The organism is Pseudomonas sp. YH-1 (assembly GCF_051990045.1).
GTDB classification, from domain to species: Bacteria; Pseudomonadota; Gammaproteobacteria; order Pseudomonadales; family Pseudomonadaceae; genus Pseudomonas; species Pseudomonas nicosulfuronedens.
The window spans coordinates 5,376,470-5,396,367 of sequence record NZ_CP178184.1; the positions used below are offsets into that span (position 1 = coordinate 5,376,470).

Sequence of the window (19,898 nt, forward strand, 5' to 3'; positions counted from 1 at the left end):
CACCCGGCTATTTTCGCCAAGCTGCCACTCGAAAGATTTCGAGATCCCCCTAACGAAAAACCCCGGAGCCGAGGCTTCCAGGGTTTTCCTGTGACGGGATATTGCGAAGGGATCAGCGTTCGGCGCCGAGCTGGCCCTTCTCGTCGGAGAAGACGATCTCCACCCGGCGGTTCTGCGCACGCCCCAGCGACGAGGCGTTGTCCGAGATCGGGTAGGCCTCGCCGTAGCCCTGCACCTGTACGCGTTTCTCATCCACGCCCAGATCGGTCAGTGCGTCAGCCACGGCTTGCGCGCGGTCCTTGGACAGCTGCAGATTCTGCTCGCGGTCGCCTTCGGCATCGGTGTAACCCTCGATGCGGATCACCCGGCGCGGGTTGAGCTGGAGGAACTGCACCACCTTGAGCACGGTCCGGTTGGCTGCGGGCTTGAGATCCGCTTCGCCGCTGTCGAACAGCACGTCGCCGAGGGTCAGCACCAGGCCGCGCTCGGTTTCGTTGGTGGCGAGGCTGACCATCTGCTGCTCCAGCCACTTGCTCTGCTCCTGCACGTTGAGCAGGCGCGCTTCGCGCATCGCCAGTTGCAGGCGCTCACGCTCCATCTGCTGCTTGCCCAGGCGCTCCTGGTTCAGCGCCAGATTGCTGTGCTCGCGGGCGATCTCGCTGTAGCGCTGGCTGAGGTAGGAGTACTGCAGCACGTCGTCGCTGCTACCCCAGTAGTTGGACAGGCGCTCGGCACGGGCCAGCGATTCGCCGGCGCGAATCACGTCCTTGGGCGCGCTGCGCAAAACGGCAGAGTCTTCCTTGACCGCCTGGAACTGCAGGCGGGCCTGCTCCAGGGATTTCTCGCTGAGCTGGCTGTTGGCACAGCCGGCCAGCAGCGCGACGGCAGAAAGAGCACCTACCCACGAGAAGCTACGGCGCAACAGTTGTGCGGAAGTCATTGCACTTCTCCCAACTGTTTGCGCAGACGATTGATACTCTTGCTCTGCTCGGCCAGTTGCTCGGCGCTCTTGCGCGTCAGCTCCTTGGCCTCGGCCAGGCGGGCGTCGAGCTCGGCCTGTTCGGCGAGCTGCCGCGCCTTCTTGTTCGAGCCGACCGCCAGGGCGCCCCTGGCAGCCTGGTACTTGTCCTCGGCGAGCTTGAACTCGGCCACGTCATCGGTCGCCCCCACGGCCTTGGCCTGCTCCAGCGCCTGCTCGGTGAGACGCATCTGCTCGTTGGGTGCCGGGTCGTTCGTCGCACAGCCGGCCAACGCAAACAAAGCCAGGCCGGCGACTATCATCCGTCGATTGATCACGAAATCTATTGTCCTACTCGGTGGGAGTGCTGGCAGGCTGCAGCTGCTGGGCCTTCCAGCGGGCCAGGTTGTCCTGCAGCAGGCGCTGCGGGACTCCGGCGGCCGTCAATTCTGTCATTTTTTTCGCCAGTTGTCCGCGCAGCCACGGGTCGTTGCAGGCCGAGTTGTGCGCCACGGTCAGGTACAGACCTTCGCTGGAGATCGGCGGTTCCAGCGGCTGCAGGTCGTCAGCCATGCCGAGGGTATCGGCGACCGCAAGGCCGGGATAGTGCTCGTAGATCACATAATCCGAGCGCTTGAGCAGCAGTTTCTGGAACGCCTGGGTCAGGCTGGGCACCTCCTCCAGGGTCAGCTCCTGCTTGGCGAAGGTGTCGAAGTCCGGACCGAAGCTGTTGTTCACCAGCGTGCCGCCTTTCAGGCCGCGCAGGTCATCGCGCCCGGCGTAGGGCGTGACGGCATCCTTGCGCATCCACACCACATTGTCGGTGGTGAGGAAGGCGGGGTGGATGTAGTCCATGGTCTCCAGGCGCGGTGGCGTGAGGAAGGCGCCGGCGATCAGATCAACGCGCCCCAGTCTCGCCTCTTCCTGCGCACGCGCCCAGGAACCGCTATAGATCACCCGGATATTCACTCCGATGGCCTTGCCGATCTGCTCGAGCAGGTCGGCATTGGCACCGATCAGGCGTTCCGGCTGCGCCGGGTCGCGCCACAAGTAGGGTGGGTACTCCGGATTACCGGTGGCAACCAGCCGCTCGCACTTGCCGCCCGCGACGCCGAAAAGGGGAATCAAGAAAGTCACCAGCAGAAGAGCTGCACGCAGCACCCTGGAACATCCATGCATTGGTTGTCTCGCTTGCCAGAAGAAAGAACGGCCATGCTTAGAGCCGCAAAATGCTAGCGTAAAGCACACCGACCCGATTTGGTAATAAGGACTTCTCATGAAGAAAGCCCTTCTGGCCCTTCTCCTGGCGATAGCCGTCGCCGCCGGCGTGTTGTACGCCTTCCCCTCCACCCTGCTGGCGACCGCGCAGTACGTCGAAAGCGCCCGTGCTCGGCTGTCCACCAACAGCCTGCAGGTCGACGACCTGGACATCACCTACTACGAGGGCGGCCCGGACAAGGCCCAGACCATCCTGCTGATCCACGGCTTCGGCGCCGACAAGAGCAACTGGCCGCGCTTCGCCCGCTTCCTGACCCAGGACTATCACGTCATCGCCGTCGACCTTCCCGGATTCGGCGACAGCAGCAAACCGCAGAACATCAGCTACGACGTCGGCACCCAGGCCGAGCGCCTGGCGGATTTCATGCGCGAACTGGGCATCGGCCGCTTCCACGTGGTCGGCAACTCCATGGGCGGCCACATCGCTGCGCTGCTGGCCGCGCGGCATCCGCAGGAGGTGCTGTCGGTCGGCCTGTTCGACAATGCCGGCGTCATGGCGCCGCACCAGAGCGAGCTGTTCGAGCGGCTGCTCAAGGGCGGTGACAACCCGCTGGTACTGCGTTCGGTGGATGACTTCCCGGCCCTGCTCGACTTCGTCTTCGTGCAGAAGCCGCCGCTACCGTCGCGACTGCAGGATTACCTGGCCGAACGCTCGCTGGAGCGCAGCGCGTTCAACGGCATGGTCTTCCAGCAGCTACGTGAGCGCTACATCCCGCTGGAGCCCGAACTGCCGAAGATCACCGTACCGACCCTGCTGCTGTGGGGGGACCGCGACCGTGTGCTGGATGTGTCGAGCATCGATGTCATGAAGCCGCTGCTGAAGAAACCCAGCGTGGCGATACTGCGCGATTGCGGCCACGTGCCGATGATCGAGCGTCCGGAGGAGACTGCGCGCCTCTACCTCGACTTCCTCCAGCGCAATCATGCGCCCGTTACCGCATCGAACTGAACCCGACTGGAAAACAGAAACGGCGCCCTGAGGCGCCGTTTCTGTTTCTGCTCGGTATCGAACTCAGAGCTGGATCAGATTCGGAATCTGCACGTCCGGATTGACGTCCTGCTCATAGTCCACGCCAGCGATCTCGAAACCAAAGAGGCGCAGGAACTCGGACTTGTAGCCGGTGAAGTCGGTCAGCTGGTACAGGTTCTCGTTGGTCACCTTGTTCCACAGGTCCTTCACGGTGTCCTGCACGTCCGGCTGCAGCTCCTTGTAGTCCGCGCGCAGGCGGCCATCGGCGTCCAGGTGCGGCTCGGCGCCGTACAGGCTCTCGCGGAACAGGCCGTCGACCTGCTCGATGCAGCCTTCGTGGGTGCCCTTCTCCTTCATCACCTTGAACAGCAGCGACAGGTACAGCGGCATCATCGGGATGGCCGAGCTGGCCTGGGTAACCACGGCCTTCAGCACGGAAACGCGGGCGTCGCCACCGGTGGCAGCCAGCTTCTCGCGAATGCCCAGGACCTTCTGGTCCAGGTCCTTCTTGGCGGCGCCGATGGAACCGTTCCAGTACAGGTCGTGGGTGATCTCTTCGCCCAGGTAGGTGAAGGCGGTGGTCTTGGCGCCGTCGGCCAGCACACCGGCCTCCTGCAGAGCGTCGATCCACATCTGCCAATCTTCACCGCCCATTACCGCTACGGTGTTGGCGATTTCCTCAGGCGTCGCCGGCTCCATCACGCTTTCCTTGATCACTTCCTTGTCGGTGTCCAGACCACGGAAGTTGACGGCCTTGCCCACCGGCTTGAGCACAGAGTTGAAGACCTCGCCGGTCTTCGGATGGGTACGGCGCGGAGCAGCCAGGCTGTAGACGACCAGATCGACCTTGCCCAGGTCCTGCTTGATGGTGTCGATGGTGACTTTCTTCACTTCATCGGAGAAGGCGTCGCCGTTGATGCTGCGCGCATACAAGCCCTTGGCCTTGGCGAACTTCTCGAAGGCAGCGGAGTTGTACCAGCCGGCGGTGCCCGCCTTGGTTTCGCTGCCCGGGCGCTCGAAGAACACGCCCAGGGTGTCGGCGCCGGCGCCAAAGGCGGCGCTGATGCGCGCGGCCAGGCCGTAGCCGGTGGAGGAACCGATGACCAGGACCTTCTTCGGACCGTTGGCGATGGGGCCGTGCGCCTCGACGTACTCGATCTGTTCCTTGACGTTGGCTTCACAGCCGGTCGGGTGGGTAGTGACGCAGATGAAGCCACGCACGCGCGGTTTGATGATCATGAAAACCTCGGTAGCCAGGTGTCGATTGAACACATTCAGGAACTGGAGACGTCGCGCATTGTAGATGAGACACCTTCGCCCGTGGACTTCTCGGCAAAGATTCGTGACCAATGGGTCATCGACGCGGCGAATAGACCATTTCCCGTGGAAAATCAGGAACCTGAAATGAAAGAACCCGCCACGGGGGCGGGTTCCTTCACTGAGCGGAAAAGGCTTAGACAGCCTTTTCCAGCTCCGGTACGGCTTCGAACAGATCGGCGACCAGGCCATAGTCGGCGACCTGGAAGATCGGCGCCTCTTCGTCCTTGTTGATCGCGACGATCACTTTCGAGTCCTTCATGCCCGCCAGGTGCTGGATGGCGCCGGAGATACCGACGGCCACGTACAGCTGCGGAGCGACGATCTTGCCGGTCTGGCCGACCTGCATGTCGTTCGGCACGAAGCCGGCGTCAACGGCAGCGCGGGAAGCGCCGACGGCAGCGCCCAGCTTGTCAGCCAGGGAGTAGAGGATCTTGAAGTTGTCGCCATTGCCCATGCCGCGGCCGCCGGAAACGACGATCTTGGCAGCGGTCAGTTCCGGACGGTCGGACTTGGCCAGTTCTTCACCGACGAAGGCGGACTTGCCGGCATCGGCCGGGCCGGAAACAGCTTCAACAGCGGCGGAACCACCTTCGGCAGCGACGGCGTCAAAGCCGGTGCCACGCACGGTGATGACCTTGACGGCAGCCGAGGACTGCACGGTAGCGATGGCGTTACCGGCATAGATCGGGCGCTTGAAGGTGTCGGCGCTGACGACTTCGATGATCTCGGAGATCTGGTCGACGTCCAGCAGGGCGGCTACGCGCGGCAGGAAGTTCTTGCCATTGGTGGTGGCGGCGGCCAGCACGTGGCTGTAGCCCTTGCCCAGCTCAGCGATCAGCGGAGCAACGTTCTCCGGCAGCTGGTGAGCGTAAGCGGCATTGTCGGCGACCAGCACCTTGGAAACACCAGCGATCTTGGCAGCGGCTTCGGCCACGCCACCGACGTTCTGGCCAGCGACCAGGACAGCGATGTCACCACCGATCTTCTGCGCGGCAGCGACAGTGTTCAGAGTGGCAGCGCCCAGTGCGCCGTTGTTGTGCTCAGCGATTACCAGGATAGCCATCAGATTACTTTCGCCTCGTTCTTCAGTTTCTCGACCAGTTCGGCAACGGACTTGACCTTGATGCCAGCGCTACGGGCAGCCGGAGCTTCGACTTTCACGGTCTTCACGGTGGAAGCGGTGGAAACGCCCAGGGCGTCCGGGGTCACCACGTCCAGCGGCTTCTTCTTCGCCTTCATGATGTTCGGCAGCGACGCGTAGCGCGGCTCATTCAGGCGCAGGTCGGTGGTGACGATGGCCGGCAGGTTCAGAGCAACGGTCTGCAGGCCACCATCGATTTCACGGGTGACGTTGACCTTGTCGCCAGCGACTTCGACCTTGGAGGCGAAGGTGCCCTGGGCATAGCCGGTCAGCGCAGCCAGCATCTGGCCGGTCTGGTTGTTGTCGCTGTCGATGGCCTGCTTGCCGAGGATGACCAGCTGCGGCTGCTCTTTGTCGACGAGGGCTTTCAGCGACTTGGCGATGGCCAGGGAGCTCAGTTCTTCGTTGGTTTCAACGAGGATGGCGCGATCTGCACCCAGAGCCAGCGCGGTACGCAGTTGCTCCTGGGCAGCGGTCGGGCCGACGGAGACCGCAACGATCTCGGTGACGACGCCTTTCTCTTTCAGGCGTACGGCCTCTTCCACGGCGATTTCGCAGAAGGGGTTCATGGACATCTTGACGTTGGCGAGATCGACGCCGGAGTTGTCCGCCTTGACGCGGACCTTGACGTTATAGTCAACCACTCGTTTGACAGCTACAAGAACCTTCATGGATTCCTCGTTTTTCTCCGGTGAATAGGAATGTCGCCAGACAGGCCTGGCCGGTAGTGCACGCCATCTGCGACTACATCCAGCGCAACGCGACCGCAAAACCGCAGGTATCTTGACCGCATCGACCGGGCGGGTCAATACACGAAAATACCCCTTCATAAGCCGCGGACCCCGATTCTATCAGGGTTACGCGCGATTCAAACAAACGTTTGTATTGCCGTCGATAAAGGGTTTAGATATAGCAACAGGTCTAGCTATAATGCGCCCCGCTCTTACTGGGTGGGAGCTTGCCCAACCCAATACCTACAAAATGCCCAGAGCCTTGATTCAGGAGAGATCGATAGTGGAACGCGAATTTATGGAATTCGACGTCGTCATCGTCGGCGCCGGCCCTGCCGGTCTGTCCGCCGCATGCCGACTGAAGCAGAAGGCCGCCGACGCCGGTCAGGAAATCAGCGTCTGTGTGGTCGAGAAGGGTTCCGAAGTGGGCGCCCACATCCTCTCGGGCGCCGTGTTCGAGCCCCGCGCGCTGAATGAGCTGTTCCCCAACTGGAAGGAACTCGAAGCGCCGCTCAACACCCCCGTCAAGCGCGACGACATCTATGTGCTGAAGAGCCCGGAAGCGGCGGCCAAGGTGCCGAACTTCTTCGTGCCCAAGACCATGCACAACGAAGGCAACTACATCATCTCCCTGGGCAACCTGTGCCGCTGGCTGGCCCAGCAGGCCGAAGGCCTGGGCGTCGAGATCTACCCGGGCTTCGCCGCCCAGGAAGCGCTGATCGACGAGAATGGCGTGGTTCGCGGTATTGTCACCGGCGACCTGGGCGTCGACCGCGAAGGCAATCCGAAAGAGGGTTACTACACCCCGGGCATGGAACTGCGCGCCAAGTACACCCTGTTCGCCGAAGGCTGCCGTGGCCACATCGGCAAACAACTGATCAAGAAGTACAAGCTCGACAGCGAAGCCGACGCCCAGCACTACGGCATCGGCATCAAGGAAATCTGGGACATCGACCCGTCCAAGCATGAGCAGGGTCTGGTGGTACACACCGCCGGCTGGCCGCTGAACGACGACAACCCGGGCGGCTCCTTCCTCTACCACCTGGAGAACAACCAGGTCGTAGTGGGCCTGATCATCGACCTGTCCTACACCAACCCGCACCTCTCTCCGTTCGACGAGTTCCAGCGCTACAAGCACCACCCGGTGATCAAGCAGTACCTGGAAGGCGGCAAGCGCGTGGCCTACGGCGCTCGCGCCATCTGCAAGGGCGGCCTGAACTCGTTGCCCAAGATGGTCTTCCCGGGCGGCGCACTGATCGGTTGTGACCTCGGCACCCTGAACTTCGCCAAGATCAAGGGCAGCCACACCGCCATGAAGTCCGGCATGCTGGCCGCCGACTCCGTGGCCGAAGCCCTGTTCGCCGGCCGCGAAGGCGGCGATGAGCTGACCAACTACGTCGAGGCCTTCAAGGGCAGTTGGCTGTACGACGAACTGTTCGCCAGCCGCAACTTCGGCCCGGCGATGCACAAGTTCGGCGCAATCGGTGGCGGTGCGTTCAACTTCATCGACCAGAACATCTTCGGCGGCAAGCTGCCGTTCACCCTGCACGATACGACGCCGGACTACGCGACCCTGAAAAAGGCCAGCGAAGCGCCGAAGATCGACTATCCGAAGCCGGACGGCAAACTCAGCTTCGACAAGCTCTCCTCGGTGTTCCTGTCCAACACCAACCATGAGGAAGACCAGCCGATCCACCTGAAGCTGACCGACCCGAATACCCCGATCGCGAAGAACCTGCCGCTCTACGACGAGCCCGCGCAGCGTTACTGCCCGGCCGGCGTGTACGAAGTAGTGAGCAACGACGACGGCAGCAAGCGCTTCCAGATCAACGCCCAGAACTGCGTGCACTGCAAGACCTGCGACATCAAGGACCCGGCCCAGAACATCACCTGGGTGGCCCCCGAGGGCACCGGCGGTCCGAACTACCCCAACATGTAATTGCGTTGGCGGTAACGGAAAAGGCTCCCTCGGGAGCCTTTTTCTTTGCAAGCTAAGTACTTGTAGCGGTGACACCCGAGGACTACTGGCCGCTTTGCGACCAACGGGTCACGGCTGCGGCGCAATAGGGAAGAACTCCCCCGAACTCCAGACTCCCAGCCAATCAACACCGTCGATCTCGCGGGGCACCGCCAGCTCAACCAGCTGGTAGAACACATTGCGGTGGATCAGCGCCCCCAGGTTTACCCGCACCAGCACGTAGGGCGACGGCTCCTGTGTCTGCGGGTCCAGGTCGACACGGATCGGGTGCGCGGCGTCGGCCACCACTTCGTCCTCGACATTGGTGGTGAAGCGCAGCACCTGTTCCTCGCCCTCCCCTTCGACCACCAGGGTGACCGCGACGAAAGGTGCGTCATCCACGGTGATCCCGCACTTCTCCACCGGAGTGACCAGGAAATAGTCGTCGCCATCGCGGCGGATGATGGTGGAAAACAGCCGCACCATCGGCTTGCGGCCAATCGGTGTGCCCAGGTAATACCAGGTGCCGTCGCGGGCGATGCGCATGTCGATATCGCCGCAGCAATCAGGGTTCCACAGATGCACCGGCGGCAGCCCCTTGTCCTTGCTGGCGGGAATCTGCGCCAGCAGGTTGCCGGCCCGGTCCGATTGAGTCTGTGGATCAGTCATTGGTACTCCTCTCGCGTCTTCACCCCCAGCAGGCTGCGGGCATAGTCTTCCAGCGGCCGGCCGATCAGGTCCTCGGGACTGGCGTCATAGAATGTCAGAAAACCGCCGCGGCTACGGATAGTCGCACTGTCTACCAGGTAGCGGTTGTCGGTCTCGATCAGCATCACCTGGATCACGCTGCGGTCACGGCCCACGGCGTTATCGGTATCTTCGTACTGCTCGTAGGTGCCGACATTGTCCTCCCCACGGGCGAAGCGCGTATACAGCAGATAATTGGCACCCGCCGCACGCGCCTCCTGCATTGCGCCTTCAAGTCCCAGCGGGCTCTTGGCCCGGCGCACCAGTGGGAAGTACTGGACGAAGCCCTTGAATGCCTCCTCCGCTACCACGTTGGGCCGTGCATAGGGATGGCCCGGCGGTACGAACGGGCCCTGGGCGATATAGATGAAGGAGTCCTGCTGCAGCCGCCAGTTCGAGGTGCGGCGGGTCTGGCTGTGATCGAGGAAGCCTGCATCGCGCAGGTAGTAATCGGTGCCGTCGGCCAGGTCGTTGGGGCTCATGCAGCCGCCCAGGGCGGCGAGGGCAAGGATCAGTATCAGTTGGCGCATGCAAAGTCTCCGGAGCCGGCGACGAAAAACCGGCATTCGGACAGGCAATGCAGCTTCCGCGCCATCACAGGCCGCGCTGCCATTCCTGACGCAGGTGCGCGCGCTGCGGCTGCTCGATGGCCTGGCGAACCTGGGCGAGCAATTTTGCCTTGTCCACCCCCAACGTGCCCTTGAGCACCAGGTAGTTGGACGCATGATCGCTGCGGAACACCGTGTCGCGCAGCTCCAGCGCACTCAGCAGGCGCTCGACCTCGACGAACAGTTCCGCCTGGGTCAGCGGCTGGAAGTCCGGGAAGCCAGTCCGATAGCGCTCCTCGCCGGTGGGGAAGCTCACCACCAGGGTGGAGAGGAACTCCGGTTGCGCCTCGTTCATCAGGCGCGCCGAATTGTCGGCGTGCTGGGCGCTCAGCGTGCTGCCACCCAGGCCGTTGAGGATCATCACCGAGCGCCGGACTCCCGCCTCACTCAGCTTCTGCAAGGCATCCAGCGTGGAGTCGTAGGTCTCGCCCTTGTTCACCCGCGCCAATACCTCGTCGTCACCGGACTCGGCACCCACGTAGGCCATGCGCAGGCCGGCATCGGCCAGCTCCTTCAGCTCCTCCACAGACTTCTTGCGCAGGTTGCGCGGCAGGCAGTAGCTGGAGACGCGATCCACCTCCGGCATGTGCTCACGGATCGCGCGGAGGATGTTGAGCAGGCGCCGCGTTGGCAGCACCAGTGCATCACCGTCGGCGAGGAACACCCGCTGGACGATCAGGCGCTCGCCACAGCGGCGAATCTCCTCCAGCACTTCGGCCTCGTCGCGGGCGCGGAATTTCTTCTGCGGCTGGGTGTACATCTCGCAAAAACCACACTGATTCCACGAACAACCGTTGGTGACCGGAAGAATCAGCGAGTGCGCCTCGCTGGGCGGCCGGAACACCGGCTCGATATACGCAATGGGGAATTCGTTGGGCATGGACTAATCAGGTCTTGAGGGCGATCTCAGCCGCCGATGATCTTCATGATGGTGACGCCGCCGGAGAAAGCGACTTCCTGCTTGTCCGCCAGGGCGCTCACCAGCAGCCGTTGCAGGGCCGGGAGCGCCTGGTGACGGGGCTTGTCCAGCAGGTCGCCGACGTAGTGGCGGTTGCTCGATGACAGGCAGCCGTGCAACCAGCCGGTGGAGGACAGACGCAGGCGCGAACAGGTCCGGCAGAAGGGAACGCTTTCATTGGCGATGACGCCGAAATACCCCTGCCCCGGCACTTCGTAGCGAATGGCCGTGGCATCCACCGGCGCACTGGCCTGGACATAGGGGTGCTGTTCGCCGATCAGCTCCAGCAGTTCCTGCAGGCCAACGAACTGCTGGTGAAAACCGTTCGGGTCGTGGGCCAGATGCCCCATGCGCATCAGCTCGATGAAACGCAGCTCGAAACCGTGCGCCAGGCAGTAATCCAGCAGCGGTACCACCTGGTCGAGGTTCTGCCCGCGCAGCGGGACCATGTTGAGCTTGACCTTCAAGCCCGCCGCACGGGCCTCGTCCAGCCCTTTGAGAACCGTGGCCAGATCACCGCCACGAGCGATACGCCGGAAGGCGCCGGCATCCAGAGTATCGAGGGAAACGTTGAGGCGGCGGATGCCGCAGTCCAGCAGCAGCGGCAGCTTTTTCGACAGCAGCTGGCCGTTGGTGGTGATGGCAATGTCCTGCAAACCGAGGCGACTGACGCCGTGCAGGAAGACATCCAGCTTCGGACTGACCAGCGGTTCGCCGCCGGTCACCCGCAACCGCTCGATGCCGGCAGCCTCCATCAGGTAGGCAACCCCGCGCACCAGAGAGTCCGCAGACAGTTCGTCCTGAGCGGCAACCAGACGCTTACCGTCCGGCACGCAGTAGGTGCAGGCATAGTTGCACGCAGCGGTCAGACTGACCCGCAGGTTGCGGAAGCGCCTGCCCTGGCGATCGACGATCATGCTCGGCTCCGGTGGGAATCACTCATGCAAGTATATCCCCACCCTCACCACAAGCCCTGTCGCAACTGCGACGATGGGCCATCTGAATGGCGACTCAGGCGGCCGGCGTATCGCCGTCGCGCTTGCGCTTGTTGCCCATGCGCACGCCAATGTCCATGAGGAACTGGAAGAAACCTTCCTGATCCTCCAGCACTTCACGCCAGAACGGCGAGTGGTACAGCGCCACGGCGCCATGCACCAGGGCCCAGGCCGCGCAGTAGTGGAAGTAGGCCGGCACGTCCTCCAGCTTGCCCGCCGCGATGCGTTCCTTGATCAGCTGGCTCAGGCGCTCGAAGTTGGATTCGCGGATCTTGTGCAGCTCCTCGACCATCTCCGGAACCTGACTGGTCTTCACCACCTTTTCTTCCAGGCGGTCGAAGAGGCGGTAGCGCTGCGGATCACGCATGCGGAACTCGAAGTAGGCGCGCGACAGGCGCTCCTTGTCGCGAGCGACGTCTTCGGAGTGGAACAGGTCGGCCAGATCGCGCTCGTAGTCCAGCATCAGGCGCAGGTAGATCTCCGCCTTGGACTTGAAGTGCTTGTAGATGGTGCCTTTGCCGATACCCACGGCATCGGCGATCATTTCGACCGTGACACTGTCTTCGCCCTGCTCAAGGAACAGCTTGAGGGCGGTGTCGAGGATTTCCTGTTCGCGACGACGGAATTCGCGAACCTTGCGCGGCTCTTTCTGCATAAAAAGACTGTTCGGTCAAAAATAGTCAAAATTCGAAGCCGCGTATTATGCCTATTCAGCGCCAAATTGCACGGATCATCCGACATGATTAGCTTTTCTTCCGAATTCCCGCACCATCCCGGTCTGCGCTACCTGAACCACGCGGCCGTAGCGCCCTGGCCCAAGCGTGCCGCTGACGCCGTCGCGGCCTTCGCCCAGGAGAACATCCTGCAAGGCGCCCGCGACTACCCGCAATGGCTGACCATCGAGAAACGCCTGCGCGAACGCCTGATGCGCCTGGTGAACGCCCAGACCACCGGCGACATCGCCTTGGTGAAGAACACCTCCGAGGCACTGTCGTTCGTTGCCTTCGGCCTCGACTGGCGCGCCGGTGACCAGGTGGTGATCAGCGACCAGGAATTCCCCTCCAACCGCATCGTCTGGGAAGCGCTGAAACCGCGCGGCGTGGAAGTCATCCAGGTCAGCCTCGACGGCAATGACCCGGAAGGCGACCTGCTGGCGGCCTGCACCCCGCGCACGCGCCTGCTGTCGATCAGCGCCGTGCAGTACGCCAGTGGCCTGCGCATGGACCTGGAACGCCTCGGCGCCGGCTGCCGCCAGCGCGGAGTGCTGTATTGCATCGATGCCATCCAGCAACTGGGCGCCCTGCCCTTCGACGTCCAGGCCTATGACTGTGCCTTCGCCATGGCCGACGGCCATAAGTGGATGCTCGGCCCTGAAGGTCTGGGGGTGTTCTATTGCCGCGCCGCCGAGCGCGAGCAACTGGCACTGCAGGAGTACGGCTGGCACATGCTGGAGAATGCCGGCAACTATGACCTCGCCGACTGGCAGCCGGCACGCAGCGCGCGGCGCTTCGAATGCGGCAGCCCGAACATGCTCGGCGCGGTAGCGCTGGAGGCCAGCCTGAGCCTGCTGGAGGATGTCAGCATGGCGAACGTGGGCGAACTGGTCCAGGCGCGCGTCCAGCAATTGCACGATGGGCTGGGTCGCATCGGCGGTGCATCACTGCACAGCCCGGTGGATCCGGCACGGCGGGCTGGCATCCTGACCTTCAGCCTCGACGGCTGGGACAACACCCGTCTGCTGGAGCGCCTGCGTGCCGAACAGGTCGTGTGCATCCAGCGTGGCGCCGGCATCCGCTTCTCGCCGCACTTCTACACCAGCGAGGCGGTCATCGAGGAAACCCTGGGGCTGATCGGAGCTCTGGCAGGGTAATAAGGCAGGCGCGACCGAGAAAACTGCTCAGCCCGGTGTGATGTATTCCAAATCCGTTTAAAAAACACCGGGCACCCTGTGGCAGCCGCCGCATCTTGACCAATACTTGTAGATACCGGTGCGCGGCATCTCCCCCCAAGTGCCCCGCCGGTGAAGGTACCGAGGATCGCGTACCTTATTGTTACACTCCTAATGGTCTTGACCCGGATTCATCCCCCAGAACCCGGGTTTTTTTTGCGCGCAGGAAATGTATCCGCGCCAAGACAATTCCCTATCAAGGCAATCAGCTAGCGAGCGGGAACAGCCGGCGGAAGTTGGCGGTAGTCTGCTCGGCCAGGGTCTCGAAGCTCACCCCGCGCAGCACGGCCAGGTATTCGGCAACTTCGCGCACGTACTCAGGCAGGTTCGGCTTGCCGCGGTGGGGCACCGGGGCGAGATAGGGTGAGTCGGTTTCCACCAGCAGGCGATCCACCGGTACCTGACGAGCCACTTCGCGCAATTGCTCGGCATTGCGGAAGGTGACGATGCCCGAGAGGGAGATGTAGAAGCCGATATCCAGCGCCGCCCTGGCCATCTCCCAGTCTTCGGTGAAACAGTGCAACACACCGGCCTGTGGCAGCGCAGCCTCGCGCAGCAGCGCCAGGGTGTCGGCACGGGCTTCGCGGGTATGCACGATGACTGGCTTGCCGGTGACCTTGGCGGCCTCCAGGTGCAGGCGGAAGGCTTCCTGCTGCAACTCGGCGGCTTCGGGCTCGTAGTGATAGTCCAGGCCGGTCTCGCCGATCGCCACCACACGCGGGTGATTCAGCTCGCCCAGCAACCAATCCAGAGCCGGCGCGGCACCAGGCTCCAGGTCCAGCGGGTGGACGCCCACCGAACAGTGCACGTCGGCGTAGCGATCAGCCAGGTCCTTCACCGCCTTGGCGTTGTCCGCACTCACGCCGATGCACAGGAACTGGCTGACACCGCGCGCACGGGCGGCGTCCAGCGCAGCATCCAGCGACCCGTCATGGGCGGCGAGATCGAGGCGATCGAGGTGGCAGTGGGAATCGACCAGCATGAAACATTCTCCGGAAATGACGAAGCGCCCCTGGGGGCGCTTCGTGTTTGCAACCTGTATGGCCCGCCATTCTCGCATGGCAGGAGCTACAAGGTATGGGCTACATGGTATGGGTCGGACGGTCCGACTTCAGCGCGCCGGCGAGATAGGTCTCGATCTTGTTGCGCGCGGTGTTGTCGCCATCGTTGAACTGCACGCCGATACCGGCGGCGCGGTTGCCCTGGGCGCCTTTCGGCGTGATCCAGACCACCTTGCCGGCGACCGGGATCTTCTCCGGCTCGTCCATCAGGTTGAGCAGCATGAAGACTTCGTCGCCCAACTTGTAGGTCTTGTTGGTCGGAATGAACAGCCCGCCGTTGCGGATGAACGGCATGTAGGCGGCATACAGCACGGATTTGTCCTTGATGGTCAGGGACAGGATTCCGTTACGCGGACCCAGATTTGGTGGCAAGCTCATTCAGCTGTCCTGGCAGATTTTTCCGATGGCCGGATTCTAGCCCGGCCCGGGCAGACTTGCCCACTGTACGAGCAAGGCTTCGAGAAGCAAGGCACGGTTGAGGTTGGCTTTATTGAGGACTTTCTGCCGTTGCAACAGCAACCAGTCCTGCATCGCCAGCACCTTGGGCTGTGTCGATTTCTCGGCGAGATACTGCACGACCTTGCGCATGTCGGTGAGCCCCAGGCCCTCTTCATCGCGGGCCAGTTGGTAGCGCAGGATCAGCAGCGCCCAGTCGCAGAACCAGTCGAACAGTAATGGCAAAGGTACAGCATTCCAGCTTTCGGCCAGCTGACCTGGGGCAACCTGCTGCTTGAGCAGTTTTTTCACGCCCTCCACCACCTGCGCGCGCTGCTCGCGCACACCTTGGCCCTGCAGGCGCAACGCAGTCAGCGGTGAACCACCGGACAGCACCAGCAACTCGTCCAACGCCTCCACCGACTCATCCGGCAGGGAGCCCGCCAGCCAGGTACGGGCCTGCGCGGCGGTAGGCTGCGGACAGGCCTGCTGCACGCAGCGGCTCTTGATGGTCGGCAGCAGCCGGCTGGGCTGGTGACTGATCAGCAGCAGCACGGTATCGCCGGAGGGCTCTTCCAGGCTTTTCAGCAGCGCGTTGGCGGCATTGAGGTTCATCGCCTCAGCCGGCTCCAGCAGCAGCACCTTGCGCCCGCCCAATTGCGCGGTCTGCACCACGAAGCCCACCAGCTCACGGACCTGATCGACACGGATCGGTTTCTCCGGCTCTTCTGGTTCCAGCAGGAAATAGTCCGGGTGCGTGCCGGCGGCAAGCAGTTGGCAGGCCTTGCACTGACCACACGCCTTGCCGCCCTCGGGGCGCTGGCAGAGCAGTAGGTGCACCAGGTTCTCGGCCAGCGCGCGCTTGCCGATACCGGCCGGACCGTGCAACAGATAGGCATGAGCATGCTGCGAGCGGCTGCTGAGCTGCTGCCAGATGCCCTGCTGCCAGGGGTAGATGTCAGCCATTGAGGCGCTCCAGCAAGGCCGGCAGCAGCTTGTCGAGGTCGCGCTGCACCTCGGCCAGCGACTGCGCGGCATCGAGGATGTGATAGCGCGCCGGGTCGGCGTTAGCGCGATCCAGATAGGTGTTGCGCACCGCCTCGAAGAAGCCACGGCCTTCCTGCTCGAAGCGGTCCAGACGACCACGGGCAGCGGCGCGGGACAGGCCGATTTCCACCGGCAGGTCGAAGACCAGGGTCAGATCCGGGCGCAGGCCGCCCTGGACGAAGCTTTCCAATCGCGCGATGCGCTCTACCGGCAGGCCTCGCCCCCCGCCCTGGTAAGCGTAGGTGGCGTCCGTGAAGCGATCGCAGAGAACCACGGCGCCACGCTCGAGTGCCGGGCGGATCACTTCGGCGATGTGCTGAGCGCGGGCCGCGAAGACCAGCAGCAGCTCGGTATCCACCGCCATCTTTTCATCGCTGGGGTCCAGCAACAGTTCGCGGATACGCTCGGCCAGCGGCGTACCGCCGGGCTCGCGGGTCAGCTGGACCTCGATGCCCCGCTCGCGCATGCGCTCCGCCAGGTACTCGCGGTTGGTGCTCTTGCCCGCACCTTCGGGGCCTTCCAGGGTGATGAACAGGCCGGTCACTCGGCTCACTCCTTGTGTTGTCGGGCTACTGCGCTGCAGGAGAATCTGCGGCGGGAGCATCTGCATCCGGCGTCTGCGCCGGCAGCGGGACGGGCGCCGGACTGGAACGGTAGTCGGCGCGACGCTTGATCTGGAACTCCTGGACGGCCTTGTTGTGGTCGTCGAGGTTGTCGGAGAAGGTATGGCTGCCGTCGCCGCGGGCGACGAAGTACAGGCTCTGCCCTGCCACCGGATTGAGCGCGGCATGGATAGCCTCGCGGCCGGGCAGCGCGATGGGCGTCGGCGGCAGGCCGGCGACCACGTAGGTGTTGTAGGGCGTCGGCGTACGCAGATCGGCGCGAGTGATCTTGCCGGCGTAGCGCTCGCCCATGCCGTAGATAACGGTCGGGTCGGTCTGCAGCAGCATGTTCTTCTGCAGGCGACGCACGAAGACGCCGGCGATCTGGCCGCGCTCCTGGGGCACGCCGGTTTCCTTTTCCACCAGAGAAGCCATGATCAGCGCCTGGTAGGAGTCCTTGTAGGGCAGTTCCTGTGCGCGCTTGTCCCACTCCTCGGCCAGGATGCTGTCCATGCGCTGGTAGGCGTGCTTGAGGATATCGACGTCCTTGGTGCCGCGGACGAAACGATAGGTGTCGGGGAAGAAACGACCCTCCGGGAACACGCCTGGCTTGCCCAGCTTCGCCATGACCTCGGCATCACTGAGGCCATTCAGGGTCTGCTCCAGCTTGGGCTGGCGGGCGAGCAGCTCGCGCACCTGGTGGAAATTCCAACCCTCGACCAGCGTCAGGCCGTACTGCACCACGTCGCCTTCGCGCCACAGATCGAGCAGCTGGGCGGCGGTCATGCCCGGCGTCAGTCGGTATTCGCCGCTGTGAAGCGCTTCACCGGCCAGATTGAAGCGCCAGTACAGGCGCAGCCAGAAGCCGCCATGCAGGACGTCTTCGTCCTCCAGGCGGGTCAGCAGGCGGCCAGGGGTGGCGCCGCTGGGAGCATCGAGCAGACGCTCTTCGGTGAGCTGGAGCGGCTGCTGCAGCGCACGGTGCTGCTCCCAGGCCGCCAGGCCCAGCATGAGCCCGGCCAGCAGCAGGCCGCCTTCCAGCAGCACCAGCAATTTGCGCATCACGTATCAGGAATCCAGAAGTTCGCGGAGTAGGCCCTGCAGTTTACGGGTCAGCGGCCCGACCGGCCAAGCGTGCTTGGCCATGCCGCGCACCGGCCAGATACCGTAGAGGCTGTTGCAGAGAAAGACCTCATCGGCCTGCGCCAGTTCGCCGTACTCGATGTCGCGGACGATGACCGGCAAACCCAAGTCGCGGGCGCGCTGGAGGATTTCGGCGCGCATCACACCAGCGACGCCGCAGCGGCTCAGCTCAGCGGTGATCAGCTCACCCTGCCTCACCAGGAACAGGTTGCTGAACACGCCCTCGACAATCCGTCCGGAAACATCGCGCATCAATCCTTCGGCGAAAGCCGGGTCGCTCCACTCAGCGCGAGCCAGGACCTGCTCCAGGCGATTGAGATGCTTGAGGCCGGCGAGCAGTGGCTGTTCAGCCAGGCGAGTGGCGCAGGGGAAGAGCGTGACGCCCTCTTCGCCGTTCTTCACCGGGTAGGCCGGCGCGGGCGAGCCCAGCAACAGACGACGCACCTGGGCATCGGCCTGCGGGGCATAGCCGCGCGCACCTTCGCCACGGGTCAGCATCAGCTTGGCGACACCATCGCCGAGCAGGGCGGAGAAACGCAGGAGTTCGTCTTCGACGAGCTCCAGGTTGACCGGCAGGGACAGGCGCCGAACGCCCTCCTCCAGCCTCACCCGATGGCGTGCCAGCAGGCGCGGGCGGCCTGCAGACACGCGGATAGTCTCGAACAGCCCGTCGCCGTAGGCCAGCCCGCGATCACGCGCAGACAGGGCCTCGGCGCTCTGGCCGTCGATCCAGCTCAGCATCAGTCGCGGAACCGGCGGAACACCAGGGAACCGTTGGTACCACCGAAGCCGAACGAGTTGGACAAGGCGACCTCGATCGGACGCTCCTTGGCCTGATGCGCGACCAGGTCGAGATCGCAGCCTTCGCTGGGGTTGTCCAGGTTGATGGTCGGCGGAGCGACCTGATCGCGCAGCGCGAGCACGCAGAAGATCGCCTCGACCGCGCCGGCAGCGCCCAGCAGGTGGCCGGTCATGGACTTGGTGGAGCTCATCGACAGCTGGTAGGCGTGATCGCCGAAGATCGACTTCACCGCGGCGATTTCCGCGATGTCGCCTGCCGGCGTCGAGGTGCCGTGGGCATTGATGTAATCGACCTGCTCGGGGTTGAGTCCGGCATCGCGCAGCGCAGCTTTCATGCAACGCGCGGCACCAGCGCCGTCTTCGGGCGGAGCCGTCATATGGAAGGCGTCGCCGCTCATGCCGAAGCCGACGACTTCGGCGTAGATGCGCGCGCCACGTGCCTTGGCGTGCTCCAGCTCTTCCAGGACCAAGGAGCCGGCGCCGTCAGAGAGCACGAAGCCGTCGCGATCCTGATCCCACGGGCGGCTGGCCTTGGTCGGCTCATCGTTGCGAGTGGACAGCGCGCGAGCGGCGCCAAAGCCGCCCAGGCCAAGACCGCAGGCCGCCATTTCGGACCCGCCGGCCACCATCACGTCAGCGTCGCCATAGGCGATGTTGCGCGCGGCCATGCCGATGTTGTGGGTGCCGGTGGTGCAGGCGGTGGTAATGGCGTAATTGGGGCCCTGCAGACCCAGGTTGATCGACAGGAACCCGGAAACCATGTTGATGACCGAGCCAGGCACAAAGAACGGCGAGATGCGCCGCGGGCCCTGCTCGAACAGCGAACGACAGGTGTTTTCGATGTTGGTCAGACCGCCGATGCCAGAACCGATGGCAACGCCGATGCGCTCCCGGTTGGCGTCGGTGACTTCCAGGCCGGAGTCGCGCACCGCCTGGTAGCTGGCGGCCAGACCGTACTGGATGAACAGGTCGAGTTTGCGAGCTTCCTTGGCGGACATGTATTGCTCGACGTCGAACCCTTTCACCGAGCCGCCGAAACGGGTGGCAAAGGCGGACAGGTCCATGTGTTCGATCGGGGCGATACCGCTGCGCCCGGCGAGAATGCCTTCCCAACTGCTCGGCACATCCACACCCAGGGGCGACAACATACCCATGCCAGTGATGACTACGCGTCTACGCGACACTGTGACTTCCTCTC

21 protein-coding genes are annotated in these 19,898 nt (G+C 63.6%); 3 read left to right on the forward strand and 18 right to left on the reverse strand.

Annotated features, from left to right (window positions below):
* Positions 1 to 112: 112 nt before the first annotated feature.
* The 3 genes from ACKI1H_RS24510 to ACKI1H_RS24520 are packed head-to-tail and all read right to left on the reverse strand — an operon-like array spanning position 113 to position 2,137.
* Complete coding sequence (locus ACKI1H_RS24510) at positions 113 to 940, reverse strand: OmpA family protein (protein WP_138521952.1); 828 nt, start codon at positions 938 to 940, stop codon at positions 113 to 115.
* Positions 937 to 1,281, reverse strand: coding sequence for a DUF4398 domain-containing protein (locus ACKI1H_RS24515; protein ID WP_138521973.1), 345 nt, complete (start codon positions 1,279 to 1,281; stop codon positions 937 to 939). Before ACKI1H_RS24515 ends, ACKI1H_RS24510 begins: the two co-directional genes overlap by 4 nt.
* Before the next feature lie 28 nt (positions 1,282 to 1,309).
* On the reverse strand, positions 1,310 to 2,137 hold the full coding sequence (locus tag ACKI1H_RS24520) for a substrate-binding periplasmic protein (protein WP_138521954.1): 828 nt from the start codon (positions 2,135 to 2,137) through the stop codon (positions 1,310 to 1,312).
* A 97-nt stretch (positions 2,138 to 2,234) separates the two neighbouring features.
* Between ACKI1H_RS24520 and ACKI1H_RS24525 the strand changes: the two genes are divergently transcribed.
* Positions 2,235 to 3,185: an alpha/beta fold hydrolase gene (locus tag ACKI1H_RS24525; RefSeq protein WP_138521956.1), complete on the forward strand. Its 951-nt coding sequence runs from the start codon at positions 2,235 to 2,237 to the stop codon at positions 3,183 to 3,185.
* 63 nt (positions 3,186 to 3,248) lie between these two features.
* On the opposite strand, the gene fabV is transcribed toward ACKI1H_RS24525, so the two are convergent.
* The 3 genes from fabV to ACKI1H_RS24540 all read right to left on the reverse strand — a co-directional run bounded on the left by fabV (position 3,249) and on the right by ACKI1H_RS24540 (position 6,338).
* Positions 3,249 to 4,445 (reverse strand): enoyl-ACP reductase FabV, encoded by a 1,197-nt coding sequence (fabV, locus tag ACKI1H_RS24530; protein ID WP_017517613.1) that lies wholly within the window; start codon positions 4,443 to 4,445, stop codon positions 3,249 to 3,251.
* Between the two features lie 214 nt (positions 4,446 to 4,659).
* Positions 4,660 to 5,589: an electron transfer flavoprotein subunit alpha/FixB family protein gene (locus tag ACKI1H_RS24535; protein ID WP_024764492.1), complete on the reverse strand. Its 930-nt coding sequence runs from the start codon at positions 5,587 to 5,589 to the stop codon at positions 4,660 to 4,662.
* A complete protein-coding gene (locus tag ACKI1H_RS24540; RefSeq protein WP_026078867.1) occupies positions 5,589 to 6,338 on the reverse strand; it encodes an electron transfer flavoprotein subunit beta/FixA family protein in 750 nt (249 codons plus the stop codon). Before ACKI1H_RS24540 ends, ACKI1H_RS24535 begins: the two co-directional genes overlap by 1 nt.
* A gap of 310 nt (positions 6,339 to 6,648) precedes the next feature.
* On the opposite strand from ACKI1H_RS24540, the gene ACKI1H_RS24545 reads away from it, so the two are divergent.
* A complete protein-coding gene (locus ACKI1H_RS24545) occupies positions 6,649 to 8,337 on the forward strand; it encodes an electron transfer flavoprotein-ubiquinone oxidoreductase (protein WP_138526797.1) in 1,689 nt (562 codons plus the stop codon).
* A gap of 108 nt (positions 8,338 to 8,445) precedes the next feature.
* Here the strand turns inward: ACKI1H_RS24545 and ACKI1H_RS24550 are convergent, their stop codons facing one another.
* The 5 genes from ACKI1H_RS24550 to ACKI1H_RS24570 all read right to left on the reverse strand — a co-directional run bounded on the left by ACKI1H_RS24550 (position 8,446) and on the right by ACKI1H_RS24570 (position 12,318).
* Positions 8,446 to 9,024, reverse strand: a complete 579-nt coding sequence (locus ACKI1H_RS24550; RefSeq protein ID WP_440466639.1) for a DUF1285 domain-containing protein — start codon at positions 9,022 to 9,024, stop codon at positions 8,446 to 8,448.
* Positions 9,021 to 9,632: a DUF4823 domain-containing protein gene (locus ACKI1H_RS24555; protein ID WP_138526798.1), complete on the reverse strand. Its 612-nt coding sequence runs from the start codon at positions 9,630 to 9,632 to the stop codon at positions 9,021 to 9,023. Before ACKI1H_RS24555 ends, ACKI1H_RS24550 begins: the two co-directional genes overlap by 4 nt.
* A gap of 64 nt (positions 9,633 to 9,696) precedes the next feature.
* Positions 9,697 to 10,590 (reverse strand): radical SAM protein, encoded by an 894-nt coding sequence (locus ACKI1H_RS24560; protein ID WP_440466640.1) that lies wholly within the window; start codon positions 10,588 to 10,590, stop codon positions 9,697 to 9,699.
* Between the two features lie 26 nt (positions 10,591 to 10,616).
* Positions 10,617 to 11,585, reverse strand: coding sequence for a GTP 3',8-cyclase MoaA (locus tag ACKI1H_RS24565; protein ID WP_440466641.1), 969 nt, complete (start codon positions 11,583 to 11,585; stop codon positions 10,617 to 10,619).
* 94 nt (positions 11,586 to 11,679) lie between these two features.
* The gene (locus tag ACKI1H_RS24570; protein WP_045211585.1) at positions 11,680 to 12,318 is read right to left on the reverse strand and encodes a TetR/AcrR family transcriptional regulator; all 639 of its coding nucleotides are present in this window, start codon (positions 12,316 to 12,318) and stop codon (positions 11,680 to 11,682) included.
* An 84-nt stretch (positions 12,319 to 12,402) separates the two neighbouring features.
* Here ACKI1H_RS24570 and ACKI1H_RS24575 point away from each other — a divergent pair, with 84 nt between their 5' ends.
* Complete coding sequence (locus tag ACKI1H_RS24575) at positions 12,403 to 13,533, forward strand: aminotransferase class V-fold PLP-dependent enzyme (RefSeq protein ID WP_440466642.1); 1,131 nt, start codon at positions 12,403 to 12,405, stop codon at positions 13,531 to 13,533.
* A gap of 283 nt (positions 13,534 to 13,816) precedes the next feature.
* Here ACKI1H_RS24575 and ACKI1H_RS24580 read toward each other — a convergent pair whose 3' ends face one another.
* The 7 genes from ACKI1H_RS24580 to fabF form a co-directional block, all read right to left on the reverse strand.
* Complete coding sequence (locus tag ACKI1H_RS24580; RefSeq protein ID WP_440466643.1) at positions 13,817 to 14,593, reverse strand: TatD family hydrolase; 777 nt, start codon at positions 14,591 to 14,593, stop codon at positions 13,817 to 13,819.
* Positions 14,594 to 14,693: 100 nt separating this feature from the next.
* The gene (locus tag ACKI1H_RS24585) at positions 14,694 to 15,050 is read right to left on the reverse strand and encodes a PilZ domain-containing protein (RefSeq protein WP_009621447.1); all 357 of its coding nucleotides are present in this window, start codon (positions 15,048 to 15,050) and stop codon (positions 14,694 to 14,696) included.
* Positions 15,051 to 15,086: 36 nt separating this feature from the next.
* The gene (locus ACKI1H_RS24590) at positions 15,087 to 16,073 is read right to left on the reverse strand and encodes a DNA polymerase III subunit delta' (RefSeq protein WP_138526803.1); all 987 of its coding nucleotides are present in this window, start codon (positions 16,071 to 16,073) and stop codon (positions 15,087 to 15,089) included.
* A complete protein-coding gene (tmk, locus tag ACKI1H_RS24595; protein WP_440466644.1) occupies positions 16,066 to 16,698 on the reverse strand; it encodes a dTMP kinase in 633 nt (210 codons plus the stop codon). Before tmk ends, ACKI1H_RS24590 begins: the two co-directional genes overlap by 8 nt.
* Before the next feature lie 25 nt (positions 16,699 to 16,723).
* A complete protein-coding gene (gene mltG / locus ACKI1H_RS24600) occupies positions 16,724 to 17,818 on the reverse strand; it encodes an endolytic transglycosylase MltG (RefSeq protein WP_440468905.1) in 1,095 nt (364 codons plus the stop codon).
* 6 nt (positions 17,819 to 17,824) lie between these two features.
* The gene (pabC, locus tag ACKI1H_RS24605) at positions 17,825 to 18,640 is read right to left on the reverse strand and encodes an aminodeoxychorismate lyase (RefSeq protein ID WP_440466645.1); all 816 of its coding nucleotides are present in this window, start codon (positions 18,638 to 18,640) and stop codon (positions 17,825 to 17,827) included.
* Complete coding sequence (gene fabF, locus ACKI1H_RS24610; protein ID WP_138526807.1) at positions 18,640 to 19,884, reverse strand: beta-ketoacyl-ACP synthase II; 1,245 nt, start codon at positions 19,882 to 19,884, stop codon at positions 18,640 to 18,642. The genes pabC and fabF overlap by 1 nt, the downstream gene beginning before the upstream one ends.
* Between the last annotated feature and the right edge of the window lie 14 nt (positions 19,885 to 19,898).

Coding starts and splice junctions, on each gene's coding strand:
- ACKI1H_RS24510 (WP_138521952.1), bottom strand. CDS start 940: ATGACTTCCGCACAACTGTTGCGCCGTAGCTTCTCGTGGGTAGGTGCT.
- ACKI1H_RS24515 (WP_138521973.1), bottom strand. CDS start 1,281: ATGATAGTCGCCGGCCTGGCTTTGTTTGCGTTGGCCGGCTGTGCGACG.
- ACKI1H_RS24520 (WP_138521954.1), bottom strand. CDS start 2,137: ATGCATGGATGTTCCAGGGTGCTGCGTGCAGCTCTTCTGCTGGTGACT.
- ACKI1H_RS24525 (WP_138521956.1), top strand. CDS start 2,235: ATGAAGAAAGCCCTTCTGGCCCTTCTCCTGGCGATAGCCGTCGCCGCC.
- fabV (WP_017517613.1), bottom strand. CDS start 4,445: ATGATCATCAAACCGCGCGTGCGTGGCTTCATCTGCGTCACTACCCAC.
- ACKI1H_RS24535 (WP_024764492.1), bottom strand. CDS start 5,589: ATGGCTATCCTGGTAATCGCTGAGCACAACAACGGCGCACTGGGCGCT.
- ACKI1H_RS24540 (WP_026078867.1), bottom strand. CDS start 6,338: ATGAAGGTTCTTGTAGCTGTCAAACGAGTGGTTGACTATAACGTCAAG.
- ACKI1H_RS24545 (WP_138526797.1), top strand. CDS start 6,649: ATGCCCAGAGCCTTGATTCAGGAGAGATCGATAGTGGAACGCGAATTT.
- ACKI1H_RS24550 (WP_440466639.1), bottom strand. CDS start 9,024: ATGACTGATCCACAGACTCAATCGGACCGGGCCGGCAACCTGCTGGCG.
- ACKI1H_RS24555 (WP_138526798.1), bottom strand. CDS start 9,632: ATGCGCCAACTGATACTGATCCTTGCCCTCGCCGCCCTGGGCGGCTGC.
- ACKI1H_RS24560 (WP_440466640.1), bottom strand. CDS start 10,590: ATGCCCAACGAATTCCCCATTGCGTATATCGAGCCGGTGTTCCGGCCG.
- ACKI1H_RS24565 (WP_440466641.1), bottom strand. CDS start 11,585: ATGATCGTCGATCGCCAGGGCAGGCGCTTCCGCAACCTGCGGGTCAGT.
- ACKI1H_RS24570 (WP_045211585.1), bottom strand. CDS start 12,318: ATGCAGAAAGAGCCGCGCAAGGTTCGCGAATTCCGTCGTCGCGAACAG.
- ACKI1H_RS24575 (WP_440466642.1), top strand. CDS start 12,403: ATGATTAGCTTTTCTTCCGAATTCCCGCACCATCCCGGTCTGCGCTAC.
- ACKI1H_RS24580 (WP_440466643.1), bottom strand. CDS start 14,593: ATGCTGGTCGATTCCCACTGCCACCTCGATCGCCTCGATCTCGCCGCC.
- ACKI1H_RS24585 (WP_009621447.1), bottom strand. CDS start 15,050: ATGAGCTTGCCACCAAATCTGGGTCCGCGTAACGGAATCCTGTCCCTG.
- ACKI1H_RS24590 (WP_138526803.1), bottom strand. CDS start 16,073: ATGGCTGACATCTACCCCTGGCAGCAGGGCATCTGGCAGCAGCTCAGC.
- mltG (WP_440468905.1), bottom strand. CDS start 17,818: ATGCGCAAATTGCTGGTGCTGCTGGAAGGCGGCCTGCTGCTGGCCGGG.
- pabC (WP_440466645.1), bottom strand. CDS start 18,640: ATGCTGAGCTGGATCGACGGCCAGAGCGCCGAGGCCCTGTCTGCGCGT.